The sequence below is a fragment of the Paenibacillus sp. TAF43_2 genome (assembly GCF_052113545.1).
In the GTDB taxonomy this organism is placed as follows: domain Bacteria; phylum Bacillota; class Bacilli; order Paenibacillales; family Paenibacillaceae; genus Pristimantibacillus.
Genome location: NZ_JBFRDK010000168.1, coordinates 1 through 13089, shown reverse-complemented (window position 1 = coordinate 13089; position 13089 = coordinate 1). Strand labels below are relative to the sequence as shown.

General features: G+C 42.3%; 11 protein-coding genes and 2 pseudogenes. 10 read left to right on the top strand and 3 right to left on the bottom strand.

Features of this window, described 5'->3' with window-relative positions; genetic code table 11:
- A partial coding sequence (locus AB4Z17_RS26390) for a hypothetical protein (RefSeq protein ID WP_441963099.1) occupies positions 1-490 on the top strand: 490 nt, incomplete at its 5' end.
- Positions 491-1295: 805 nt separating this feature from the next.
- Complete coding sequence (locus tag AB4Z17_RS26385; protein WP_441913801.1) at positions 1296-1934, top strand: hypothetical protein; 639 nt, start codon at positions 1296-1298, stop codon at positions 1932-1934.
- A gap of 119 nt (positions 1935-2053) precedes the next feature.
- Here AB4Z17_RS26385 and AB4Z17_RS26380 read toward each other — a convergent pair.
- Positions 2054-3408: pseudogene (locus tag AB4Z17_RS26380) on the bottom strand (IS1182 family transposase).
- Positions 3409-4733: 1325 nt separating this feature from the next.
- Here AB4Z17_RS26380 and AB4Z17_RS26375 point away from each other — a divergent pair.
- The 3 genes from AB4Z17_RS26375 (at position 4734) to coaD (ending at position 7042) form a co-directional block, all read left to right on the top strand.
- Positions 4734-5447: a hypothetical protein gene (locus AB4Z17_RS26375; RefSeq protein WP_441911281.1), complete on the top strand. Its 714-nt coding sequence runs from the start codon at positions 4734-4736 to the stop codon at positions 5445-5447.
- A 508-nt stretch (positions 5448-5955) separates the two neighbouring features.
- Positions 5956-6552: a 16S rRNA (guanine(966)-N(2))-methyltransferase RsmD gene (gene rsmD / locus AB4Z17_RS26370; protein WP_441911282.1), complete on the top strand. Its 597-nt coding sequence runs from the start codon at positions 5956-5958 to the stop codon at positions 6550-6552.
- Entirely contained in the window at positions 6539-7042 is a 504-nt protein-coding gene (gene coaD / locus AB4Z17_RS26365; RefSeq protein ID WP_076268326.1) for a pantetheine-phosphate adenylyltransferase, read from the top strand. Before rsmD ends, coaD begins: the two co-directional genes overlap by 14 nt.
- Before the next feature lie 39 nt (positions 7043-7081).
- Here coaD and AB4Z17_RS26360 read toward each other — a convergent pair whose 3' ends face one another.
- Positions 7082-8365: a nucleoside recognition domain-containing protein gene (locus AB4Z17_RS26360; protein ID WP_441963097.1), complete on the bottom strand. Its 1284-nt coding sequence runs from the start codon at positions 8363-8365 to the stop codon at positions 7082-7084.
- Positions 8366-8573: 208 nt separating this feature from the next.
- Between AB4Z17_RS26360 and AB4Z17_RS26355 the strand changes: the two genes are divergently transcribed.
- Positions 8574-9629 (top strand): YlbL family protein, encoded by a 1056-nt coding sequence (locus AB4Z17_RS26355; protein ID WP_441963095.1) that lies wholly within the window; start codon positions 8574-8576, stop codon positions 9627-9629.
- A 20-nt stretch (positions 9630-9649) separates the two neighbouring features.
- Here AB4Z17_RS26355 and AB4Z17_RS26350 read toward each other — a convergent pair whose 3' ends face one another.
- Positions 9650-10900, bottom strand: a complete 1251-nt coding sequence (locus AB4Z17_RS26350; protein ID WP_441963093.1) for a nucleotidyltransferase — start codon at positions 10898-10900, stop codon at positions 9650-9652.
- A gap of 161 nt (positions 10901-11061) precedes the next feature.
- Here AB4Z17_RS26350 and AB4Z17_RS26345 point away from each other — a divergent pair, with 161 nt between their 5' ends.
- The 4 genes and pseudogenes from AB4Z17_RS26345 to AB4Z17_RS26330 all read left to right on the top strand — a co-directional run.
- On the top strand, positions 11062-11583 hold the full coding sequence (locus AB4Z17_RS26345; protein ID WP_054029020.1) for a YceD family protein: 522 nt from the start codon (positions 11062-11064) through the stop codon (positions 11581-11583).
- A 38-nt stretch (positions 11584-11621) separates the two neighbouring features.
- On the top strand, positions 11622-11795 hold the full coding sequence (gene rpmF, locus AB4Z17_RS26340) for a 50S ribosomal protein L32 (protein ID WP_006036546.1): 174 nt from the start codon (positions 11622-11624) through the stop codon (positions 11793-11795).
- Between the two features lie 277 nt (positions 11796-12072).
- Positions 12073-12669, top strand: a complete 597-nt coding sequence (gene fapR / locus AB4Z17_RS26335) for a transcription factor FapR (protein ID WP_441963091.1) — start codon at positions 12073-12075, stop codon at positions 12667-12669.
- Positions 12653-13089 (top strand): annotated as a pseudogene (locus AB4Z17_RS26330) (phosphate acyltransferase PlsX); the annotation flags it as partial. The gene fapR and the pseudogene AB4Z17_RS26330, both read left to right, overlap by 17 nt.

Sequence of the window (13089 nt, the reverse complement as noted above, 5' to 3'; positions counted from 1 at the left end):
AACTAAGGGTGATACGATGAAAAAAACAATTACTATACTTTTTGTATTATCGCTATTTTTTAATATATTTTTGATATCTGGAATGATAAGAACCAATAATTCTGAAAAAAGTTATCAAATTGACTATGAAAAATCTTTTGGATTTATAGAATTTTCCAAGAAGAATTTGAGCCAATCATTAGATGATCCTAGTTCAAGAAAATTATTACTCTATAATTCATTCACTGACCTCTCTGAAGCACGTAGATTTCTAGAAATTTATAAACCATATTTTATTAAGAACAATATTAATGTACAATCATTAGAATTACATCTTCAGGGTTTGTATGATAAAGTAAATAATCTTGTTATTAATAGTTCAATCTTAGAGAAAGAAATAAATGAAAATCAAATTATTGAAGTGTTAGAAGAGCTCGAACTAATAACTAATCTATTGCCTCAAAAATATACAACACTTAAGAAAGTGAAAGCGGCTTTTAATCTTTTATAATATAACGAGAAAACTTAAATACAAAAAGAGCCGCTGGAATRTTTCCCGCGACTCGTCGACCGATGTTTTCCGATTTGACCTAATATTAGCATATTCGGCAGTAAATTGTAATTATTTGTCAAAAATGTTGAGGGAGTATATATAGAATGAATGGACCATTTTGTGCCTGGATGATTTTGAGTGGCTCTGCCTCGTACTAGCCAACTTAATCGTTCCATGGTTGAAACTGTATGAATGAGATGATCTTCTGAGCACCTTCGGGTGCTTTTTATTTTGCCTAAGATCTCAAACGTTTGGGATTTTAAAGTGAGGTGGTGATATGAAAGTTGTACAGCCCATACGTGATCAAGAAATCATATATGGGATTAAGGTGTACCTCAAACTGCGGAGTATCCGTGATTTTCTTTTGTTCTGTATTGGCATTTATAGCGGCTTACGCGTTTCAGATTTATTATCCTTACGTGCAATTTCGCGTTTAAAATGATTTTGAGTGTATCATAATAAGGCTGTTGTTGCACTCATTTTCGAAAAGTGAAATAAACCGTTGATAGCACTGGAAAAACTCATGTATTAGAGAGTGCAACACAATATTAATTATGATTCACTCATGAACCAGTTATTAGGAGAAAATAAGGATTTATGAGTTCATCATCATCATAGGTTTTAGTGCTCAATTTCCATTCTTGAGCGTTACCAATGAAGCTGGAGCGTTCTTTCCAACTCGAATATTTCTTTTAACGGAAAAATGATAGTTTATTGTCGATTTCTGTAAAATAGGTATTGTGAAATGGGGGGATCGATAACAATGAACGAGAGAAGTAAAGTACAAAACCCACTCACAATAATTGCTATTTTTGCTGGAATTGCTGAGTTAGCTGGAACGGGAGTGTTAATAGGACTTCCTATTGAACTCCAAAAAACATTTATGTGGTTTGTTATGTTATTTCCAGTAATACTAGTTTTATCATTTTTTTTAGTTTTAATATTTAAAAATAACGTTTTATATGCACCAAGTGATTTCTCTAATGATCAACATTATGTGGACCTACAGAAAGATAAGATCTTTAGCGATTTAAACGATGCTAAAGAGATTATAGTTGAGGCGAAAGACATTAAAAAATCAGCAACATACACTAGTAGTTCGGATGATTCTAAGCTAATAGATGCTTTTGAGGAAAAGTTGAATGAGATTGAGAAAAAAATAGTAAGTGCTCAATACAATAATGTTGAATTATCATCACAGAAATTCAATAAACCATTACCATATGCTTATAGTAAACATAAGATTCTAGAAGCACTTGAAACAGCTGGTGAAAACGGGCTAAACTCAATAGCAATATGTATGATATGCGGTATAACTCTTGAAAAATTCAATAGAGCTGTTTCAATTTTGATTAATGATAACCAGGTAAAGGAGGTAGAAGATAAATTCTTTATATCATAAATAAAATTCAAGCACCTTTGGGTGCTTTCAGACTGTGGAGAAACCCCCGCTTTTTCTAAGCGCAGGGTTTCTCTTTTTGTTTCTGTATACGGTTTAAATAGTTTTTAGAGGGATTCCCACTAGATTGCCCGCCTTTCTAGGTGGAGGGCAATCTTTTTCATGTTCTGAACGGCTGCGGTCATGAGTGCTTGCTCTGTTGCGTTCCACAGCCCCCGTAAACGGCAATAGCGAAACCCATGGAGCTGTTTAGCATCCGCGAAGCTTCACTCAATTGTTTCTTTTCGTTTCTTGTACAGTTGCTTACCGGATTTACTCAATCGGTTCGCCCGCACTCGTTCCTTGCTGTCTTCCCAAATATGTCGCGTCACCACTTTTCGGTGGTTTCGTGAACGTGTACATTTTGCCAACATCGGACAATTTGCACACTGGTCTGGATCTGACGCATAGTGCCGGTATCCTTTCCGGTCTGTTGTTCGGTAGAGAAGCTCTTGCTTTTGCGGACAGAGATACGAATCTCGTTCCTTATCGTATGTGAATTCCCATTTGTGGTACAAGCCTTGCGTAGAATGAAAACGCCGGTGCGCAATGACGCCAAATATTTTACGAATTTCAAGACCTTTACAGATGGGAGTTGTTAAATAACCGGAATCTAAAGCAACGGCTTCAACATGAAATCCAAATCGTTCACTTTGACGATCTAAGCGAGAGAGATACGGTACGGAATCATGCACATTTCCTGCTGTGACGAAAACATCGGTGATGAGATTGTGTTTCACATCGACGGTGCGATGATCCAAATAAAAGAAGCCTTCTGGTTTGCCATCTCGCATCATATAGCCACTGTCGGGATCCGTCGTGCTAACCTTTACTTCCTTCTCTTCGTTCACCTCCTCCCGTGGCTTTAAAGCTTTTTTCCATGTGCTTTCCGGTCTGCTTCAATAGCAGCATTCAGTTCATCCAGATAGTCTCGCGTGTTCTGCTGAACCTGCTCTTTCGTGTGCTTCTTTTTATTCGCATTCGCTTTCACATGCGTAGAATCAGATACCAACACACGCCCGCCAACCATCCGATGAGAGATCGCTTGCAAAACAATCTCATCGAAGATGTCCTGAAAGACTGTCGTATCCTTAAAGCGAGTGCGACGGTTCCAACTAATAGTCGAGTGGTCCGGCACACGATCGGTTAATCCTAAGCCCAAAAACCAGCGATAAGCCAGATTAGTTTGCACTTCACGTTCCAACTGACGCTCCGAACGAATCCCATAGAAGTAGCCTAGGAAAATCATCTTAAAAAGTACAAGTGGATCAATAGCAGGACGTCCATTATCCAGCGAGTAAAGATGGCGTACCTTTTCATCAATAAATGAGAAAACGATATACTTATCGATCTTCCGAAGCATATGGTCAGTAGGAACTAAATCCTCAATAGAAACCAATTCAAGGCTTTGTTGTTTTTCGCGATTAGAACGCAGCATAGACGACACCTTCCATTCAAACGAGTTAATACCATTATAACATATTAACGCGGTGTCGTAATAAACTATGCAGGTATAAATATAGCTGTCGAGACTTTCTCGACAGCCTGGGGGCTGTCTCAAAAGTGTTCGTATGACATGAGAACATCCCATTTAACACGTGAAAGGACCTCGAAATCCACTACAAAGTGGAGGTTTAGGTCCTTCTTTTAGAAGGTATTTGATTCCAAGTGGGGCTCAATAAATCCGAAATCAACTTTTGGGACAGCCCCTTTCTTATCTCGGTTAGATAAATAAAAGCAAATTAAGAGGATGAACATCAATGTTTAAACAATGGATATCAGTAGATGTAACGGAAGATAGAGAAATTGCAGCAATAATAGGAGCTGCAATTGCTCCATAGGTCTCTTTGATTTACGGGAATGGTCGGTTAATACCGATATTGCTCTTAATTGTTGTCATCGGTTTGGACTGGGTAACTAGCATTTCGGCAGCACTAAAAGATAAAACATTTTCGTCTTGCAGTAGATTTAGGGACTGTATATACAGCTAAATTACGTGCATTCGGGGGAAAAATGATGTACCAATCGAGCATCCTCGAGTGCAAATGTAGTAAAAACAGAAAGACGTCAACACGTTTTATCGGATATGAATGATATTTCTTATGATGATACTTTGGATTTGGGTATGTCCAAATCAGCTTGATGCTGGATCAACAACGATACCAAAACAAGCCTTCAAAAATTCAATGATTTTATTAGCATCCTCTTTAGTCATCTGCGGTTTCACCTGCGGTTTAATTATTGGCGTCGGCTGCAACTTAGCTGCAACCCGCAATTTAAAAATCACCCAGACTGAATTAGAATTGTCTTATACTGTGATGGTAATRAAATTGGAGAGCAAACATTAGAGGTCATTATACAGAAACAGGTGAGTTAATCGTGGCAATCGCTCAAATCATAGATATTAAAAAGGTATGTATGACAACACCAATACTACGCTATTTATTTGCGTCTGAAGAGGTTAGTATGATTCCTGCCCCAGATCAACCAAGCGGCCAGCCTACACAATAAACGAAAGCATTAACCAATCCTTTGGCATAATCGCCACTCTCGCATATTTCAATGCCGATTGATGTTCGGTGTGGTGTTGCGTTCAATAAAGAGAATAATGTATCTCACAATTTTTCCTTAAAATTTTTTTTATATATTATAGTAATTAGGAACTGTGAATTTTGGAGTATTTATGAATTTAGTGGATTATGTGAAAGATAATGAATTAATAGAGAATTAATACGTGAAATATTACAAAATGGTGGGTGAAGTATGAAAGAACAACTATTCAAATATTACAAGAATGAAGGTTCAAATTACGCATTAGTGTTCTCCTATATGAAAAAATTCTATAATTTCTACATAATTTTTTTAATATTCTTTTTACTAATAAGCTTATCTACAGTAGTTTCAGTACTGTTTATTAAAATCTCTCTTTTATGGATTATATGGTCTCTATTTATTATCTCGTTATTAATTTCTACTATTCTTTTGCTCCACAAAACACTAAATAGTAAGGCTAGGAGAATAATAAAGCAGGAACACTCAATTACTCCCGATCTTAAAGATTGGCAGTCAACAACATTTGAAATACAAGTTCATTTAATTTCTGAGTATCTAATAGAACATGATTTATATTATAGGTGGAAAATAGAAAAGCTAATTGAAGCTTATAAGCTAGAAAATGAAAAAGGGAAATTACCCCCTTTAATCGCCCCGGGGATAATTTTAGCTGTGTCTATTCCAAATCTCACTCAATTACTAAGTCGCATTTATGATTACGAGTTTTTCAGTGTCCCCAGTCCATACATTGAAATTGTGATTTTCTTAACAGTATTAGTTTTGTCTATGGCTATAGTTGCTACGATTACTATGCTTAGTCGAATGAAAGATGATTTAACAGAAATGATAGTTAATAAGGACCGTTATAGAAGAGTTCATCTTATAAACATACTTGATGATGTCATGATTCAAATGAGGGAGTAATTTATAAAATTAATTACTTTCTTTAAAAATTCTGAAAGTGCAACCTATAGTACGCGAGTTAATCCTTAAGGTACATAGAAATCAGCTTGTCTGAGAATCCAGCGATCAAAAGCTTAGATAGTTATTTGGTTATTAATTTTGGTGGACAATTGGTGGACAATGAATTCGATTGTATTCAATACAAATCATAAAAGACCTTATTATACTGGGGATTAAAACAAAAAATCGGGCGCCCCTTTCGGAGCGCCCTTTTCATGGGAGAGGAGAAACCGGACGAAGAGCTTATGGGGAAACGTAAGTCTTCTCCGCGGTTGTCTACGACATCTTGCGACGCCGATAAATTTATTTTGTCCTTATTACTGGTAAATATACTTGTTCAAAATGAAAAAAATATCGTCGTACAGATATAGGTCAGCTACGTCCTCAACTTTCGAGATGCAACTGCTTTATTATGAACGGGATTCTATGGTACGATAGGCGGGAATGAGATAGAAGGGGGCAATTGCAAGTGAGAGTCATTGCGGGCGAGGCCAAGGGCCGCACGCTTAAGGCTGTGCCTGGTATGAATACGAGACCGACAACGGATAAGGTTAAGGAAGCTATTTTTAGCATGATCGGACCTTATTTTGACGGAGGAATAGCGCTGGATCTGTTCGCAGGTACAGGTGGATTGGGTATTGAGGCTTGGAGTAGAGGCATAGAACGTACTGTTTTTGTTGATCGGGAAAGAATAAGCATTGATACGATTCGTCAAAATGTTGAAACGGCGAAGATGGGAAGCGCTGCTGAAATTTATAAAAATGATGCGGAGCGCGCATTGAAAGCGCTAGCGAAGCGGGAGCAAAAGTTCCGGCTTGTTTTTCTTGACCCGCCATACAAAATGATTACGATGGATAGTCTTATGACACAGCTTGCCCAAAATCAGATGCTTGAGCCGGATGCGATTATCGTAGTCGAGCACGATGCAGCTCACCGTTACCCGGAGAAGCTGGAATATTTTGACCAACTGAAGCATGCGAAATACGGGGATATTGCCGTTTCTATATATCAATATTACAGCGATGACAGTCATCAAGACGGGAGTGAATCCGATGTTAACGAATAAACAAGAGCGCGTTGCTGTATATCCCGGCACGTTTGACCCTGTAACTTATGGCCATTTGGATATTATTCGAAGGTCTGCCAAACAATTTGATCGGTTGATCGTTGCTGTATTGAACAATTCGAGTAAAAATCCTTTGTTCAGCGTGGAGGAGCGCAAAGCGCTGCTTACCGAAGTGACGCGCGATATTCCAAATGTGGAAATTGACAGTTTCCGGGATTTGCTCGTTCGATTTATGAAAACACGGCAAGCTAATGTCATTATTAGAGGCATTCGTTCAGTAACTGATTTTGAATACGAGCTGCAGCTCGCTTCAACTAATCATTTGCTTGATGATGAAATAGATACGATGTTTATGATGACGAATCCGAAGTATTCCTACTTAAGCTCAAGCATCGTCAAAGAGATCGCACAATTTCACGGCGCAGTGCATGAGCTGGTACCGCCAATTGTGGAGAAGCAGCTAAGAGAGAAATATAACTCGAAAATTTAAATAAATGTTTGAAAAAGCCATTGTTTGTCTTATTTTGGATTATATCGATTTACCTGTTCTCCGAAATGGCAGTAGAATGAGGGATACAAACAGTCCCATAAAAGTAAGTAGGATACAGGCTGATATGGAGAACTGCCATAAAAATGGTAAATCATTTGCATTTATGATCTCAGCGACAGTGTGTTGTATAGAGTAAGGATCAGATGGCGCCAACGTTGGCGTTGCTCCAGGTGCGAGTATCGGACGAAGCATTGAAGTGAGCGGCTTCCACAGAATGATCATAAATAYACAGGCATGGAGAGCATGAATGATTCTCCATAATGCGAATGGGAGCAGCTTAAGGTCCGTCCCTGTAATCGAATATCCAGCTTGTAAAATGCCGCTTAGTCCGCTCCATGCAAGCACAGTCGCGATAGCGGCAGCATTCCCGAGCATGCCGGCTCCAGGAGCATCCCAGATTGCAGCCGCATAAGCACCCATATGACCTTCAAAAAAAGCTTGGCTAATAAAGCTTAGCCCAGCCTTATCCAGCCAAGGAGAGAACAGCGGCTCTGATAATTTTGCAAGCACAGCAGCAAAAATCATAAATCCGCCGATCATCATAAGCTTCTGAACGCTTGCTGCAACAGAGTCGCCAAGCGATTTGCCGAAGCTGCGGCCATCCTGCTCTCTTCCGAGGCGAAATGCCTCTGCAGCACGATGAAAGATGGTGCTGCGATGCTCCGCGTCATTGGCTGTAGCTGATTGTTTTTGACCTAGTTTCTGACCTAGTTGATGACCTGGCTGTTCCTGATCTGACCGCTCCTGACCAGGCTTTTCTTTACGGCTGAACAGCGTCATTATAAACATGACCCATAGCGCGGATATCCATACGGCTGCAGCAATAATGGCACCTACAATGGGCTTGTGCAGAAAGCCTGCGCCGATAACGACAAGCATAAATAATGGGTTTGGCATATGAGCGAGGGCTAGCAGCCGCTGGCCCTGTTGTTTTGTCACGACGTTTCTTTTGCGTAAGGAAGCTGTCGCTTCTGCTCCCGCGGGATAACCGCCCATCCAACCAAGAACTATCGCAAGCGCGGCTTCACCTGGCAGTTTAAACAGTCGGCTCATCAGCGGCTGGAGCAGAGAGCCTAGCGCATGTGTGAGCCCGAAGGCTGCAATAAGCTCAAACAATACGAGAAACGGCAATAAACCGGGGAATACAATGTTCCACCAGACGGTGAGTCCTTGAAGCGAGGCTTGAAACGCAGCATCTGGCTGAATGATGATGGCAACAACGAGCAATACGGACAGGAACGCTAACATAACTGTTTTAGCCAATGCTACTCCACTCCTTTAATCTGCTGCAAAAATACAAATGATGCGACACGCCGAAATGCAGGGCTAGGGCATCATGAGATGGACAATCATATACGTTAAATAGTACGCGTATAAAGTCATGGATAGACCATTTGGAGCAGCTTGTCTGCCTCAGAATAGTTAATGCTATATTTGACTGGCAAATTGGAAGTTTGAACGGGGTGTGCGATTGCAAAAACAACGATCAGATTTTCGCAGAATAGCAACGATCGCTGTATCGACAGCGGCTTTGATGTGGGTATTGTTATATGCTCCAACGCCCTATGTTGTTTATGAGCCGGGGATTGCTGTACCTGTTAAACCGATGGTAACGATTGAAAAGGGAGACGCTTTAGGAAAAGGCGACTTTTTGCTGACAGCAGTGAAAATGACGGAGCCTAATTTCTTGCGGACTTTTCAATCGATGTGGAATTCGAATATGGATGTGCATCTCAAACGAGATGTGCTGCAAGGTTACACAAAAGAAGAGTATGCACAAAGGCTAAGCATCATCATGCAGGGCTCGCAAAACAATGCGATTGAAGCTGCTTATCATTACGCAGGTTTACCCTATGCAAGCAAGCTGAACAGCTTTGTTATTACGGAAGTAAACCCTATCGATCACCCTTTGAAAAGTTCATTCAAAGCAGGAGATAAGCTTTTAGGCATACATGGCGAAAAACCGCCGAACAGCTTGGCGGATTTGTTTGAGTCGCTTAAAGCTTATGATAAGCAGCAAAACGTTTTATTTGATGTGGAGCGCATAGGGCAGCAGCTACAGGTTTCTTACTCATCGGATACATTAAAATCGGTCTCGACTAACGAGCAGCTCTTGAGTGTTCTGGGCATCGTAAACTTGACGGAACAACGCGGCTTGGACCCATCGGATCACAATAACCGCATCAGTATAAAAGTAGGCGATATTGGGGGGCCATCAGCCGGTCTCGTTTTTGCTTTGCAAGCTCTGGATCTGCTAACGAACGGTGATTTGTCGGGAGGTCATCGAATTGCGGCGACAGGCACGATTACTCCACTCGGAGAGGTCGGAGCTATTGGCGGAATAAAGCAAAAAGTTGTCATTGCAAGCGAGGAAGGCGCGGAGCTGTTTCTTGTTCCTTCTGATAACTATAAGGATGCCGAGGCGAAAGCAAAAGCGCTTAACGCCTCGATGAAGGTGGTCAGCGTAAGTACGTTGAAGGAAGCTGTGGAGCAAGTAAAAGTTTATCTAACTGGGAACGAAAGGTAACTTTCGATTATTTAATTCGATTAGGAATCGATGGTTACGGGTCTTTCCGTAAAATCACGGAATAACGATTGAGGGGCATGAATGCCCGGTACGCCTAGTGAATAGACACTGCTCGCTTGTGTATCAAGCTCCAAATAACGGAAGGGCTTTGGTGCTCTTGCTGCACTCAGCAGCACAGGCAATTTGGCACAATTTCGCATGCGTCGCAATAAAAGCTTGCCTTTTTCCGTAAAACCAAGCACTCTTATATATTCAACACCCGAAGCAAGCTTATCCGGTGTGAAATCAGATTTCTGATGTCCAAGCAGAATAGCAAGAAGTGAACGCTGCAGCTTCGTTCTCGTATAGCGCTTCGTTTTTAAAGCTTCTAGCAGGTCATCGAACTGGCGCGAGGGCAGCTTGGGAAGGGCATTCAAAATGCGATGCTCCAATCCTTCTGTCATCTCATGCAGGTTCGAAAGTTCATATGACGAGCGTGTTACAATCCCGTGAAGCAACGCATTCGTAAAAGGCTCCCAGCTGATCGGGCAACGTCCGCTAGCCCATTCCTGCTGCAGGATTCGCGTTGTGGATTCCGGTACATAAGCGCGCGCTTCCTCAAGAGAGCGTTTCTCGAGCAGCAGCTTGCGGATTGCGGTCGCGCTTGCGATTTGGCTGTCGGTTGCGGTTTCTTGATTGTACTGCGCTTTCTCACGAGTGATCGTGTGCGGCTCCATTTTGCCGCCTAGCCGCTTCAGCGCAAGCAAATAATGGAGCGCTAATGTATGATTAGGAAGCGCGAATGGAAAATTAGCGGCAGAGGAATAGCCCTGATCCGATAAGTAGGTGGTGATTGCGCTGCTATACGCGTTCGGATAACTAATTCCCGTTTGAAGCAGCTGCTTCAATAAGGCTTTAAAGGCTGGCGGCTCGTTTGTAATGAGCTCTGCTGCCTGTAGCAGCGGCTCAAGCTCACCGTTTTCCGTTCCGAAGCAGAAGCTGTCAACGACGCCTGTCGCCTCTAATAAGGACACAGCGCCATAGGCGAACCACTCTGCGGCCTGTGTTGCGTAAGCAACCGGCAATTCAATGACAAGATCGCAGCCGCCTTCAAGCGCCATGCGTGTTCTAGCCCATTTATCCAGCAGGGCGGGCTCGCCGCGTTGCAGGAAATGGCCGCTCATGACGGCAACGACGGCGTCGGATTGCGTTATTTTGCGCGATTGTTGCAAATGATACAAATGTCCGTTGTGAAATGGATTATACTCGACAATGAGCCCGACGGTGCGCATTCGCTTGATCCTCTCTCTGTTAAATGTTGGTTGTTTCACTATAGCATAGAGAGGGAGCACAATCACGGTCTGCATCAAGTGTTATTGAAAAACCGTGTGAAAATGTTGACAAAACAGTAGTCTGATAGATATAATAATCTTTGTTTGTTTGGGGTGATCTGATGCAGTTTCATATTCAAGAAACAATGTCCAAAGGGTTGAAAACTACAATCGACGAACAGCTCGATGTTAGTGACCTTTTTAAAGGACGCCAAGATGTTTATCGTACGGGACCTCTCCATGTATCGCTTCAGGTAACTGGGCACGAAGAGTTTATCGAAGTGGATGGCAAGCTTGCCATCGATCTCGAGCTTGCCTGCTCACGCTGCCTTGAACCGGTAAAGGATCATACGGTTATTCGATTCTCTGAAGTATTTAAGCGGGCTACGTCTGACGAAGACCGTGATGAGGATATGGAAGAGGAAGAGAGTGATTTCATTGAAGTAAATGCGGACAGACTGGACTTGAAGCCTTATGTGGAAGAAGCACTTCAACTGTTCATGCCTTTTGCGCCGCTTTGCAGCAATGATTGTAAAGGTCTCTGTCAGACTTGCGGACAGAACTTAAATGAGCACAAATGCAGCTGCTCCACGGAGAAGGTTGATATCCGTTTTGCAGCGCTAAAGGATCTATTTAAGGAATAAGAGTAGTGCTGATTGAATTTTTGAAGGAGGTGTTAAATATGGCAGTACCTCAGCGTAGAACATCCAAGACTCGCCGTGATAAACGTCGTACGCATTTCAAACTTGCAGTACCGGGCATGGTGAAGTGTGAGCAATGCGGCGAGCTGAAATTGGCTCACCACGTATGCAAAGTTTGTGGATATTACAAAACAAAAGAGATCATTTCCCAATAAGAAATGATGTCTGGGATAGCACTTCATCCAAGTGGTGAAGTGCTATTTTTTTGTTCATATCGATTCGTATGACGCTAGTGAATGGATGAAAAAGCAGTTATATTTTTATGCAACATTGCGCTCGAGCGTATTTTTTTATATACTTAATTAGTACCAGGTGATAATATCAAGCAACATACATATACTAATCGTACTGATGCCTCACGAGGCCGCGGAACGGATATAAGATTGTCTATCATTCACTATTTGGTAAAAGGTGGTGCCGAACATCGAACGAATGCCCAAACGGCAGCGGCATCAGCAGCTTGCCCGACACATTGATGAAAATCCTTTTATAACGGATCGGGAACTGACTAGGTTGCTCAAAGTAAGCATCCAGACGATACGCCTTGACCGGATGGAGCTTGGTATACCAGAGCTTAGAGAACGTCTGAAGCTGATGGCAGAACGTTCATACGACTCCGTTCGATCGCTCGCATTGCACGAGGTGATTGGTGATATTGTCGATTTGGAATTGGACAAGAGCGGCATCTCGGTATTCGAGATTCGTGAAGAACATGTATTCTCCAGAACGGGCATTGCACGCGGTCATCACGTATTTGCACAAGCAAATTCACTTGCCGTTGCTATTATAGATGATGAAATTGCACTTACCGTAACAGCGGACATTAGATTCATTCGACCTGTTAAGCTTGGGGAGAAATGTATTGCCAAGGCTTATGTTCGTTCCATTTCGGGCGAGCGAAGCAAGGCGAAGGTAGAGCTGTTCACATATGTCGGAGACGAAATGGTGTTCCRGGGTAACTTTGTTATTTATCGGTCCGCGGGAGACACAGATGCTGAAGGAGGAGACGTACGTGCGGATCGCTATTGATGCTATGGGGGGAGACAATGCCCCTGGCTTAATTGTGCAAGGAGCGCTTGACGCGGCGGCGCAGTGGCCCGATACAGAGCTGCTGCTCGTTGGTGAAACGTCTGTTATTGAACCGCTCATGAAAGGGCAGAAGCCCGCTAATATAACCATTTGCCATGCTGATGAGGTCATTGGTCCAGATGATGAGCCTGTTAAAGCGGTGCGCCGCAAAAAAGGAGCATCCATGGTCGTTGCTGGACAACTCGTTCGTGAAAAGCAGGCAGATGCTATGCTGTCAGCAGGCAATACTGGCGCTTTGATGGCGACTGGACTTCTTGTCGTCGGTCGAATGGATGGAATCGAACGGCCCGCGCTCGCTCCTATGATGCCTACGATGGATGATGTCGGCATTCTTACGCTTGATTTGGGAGCGAATATGGA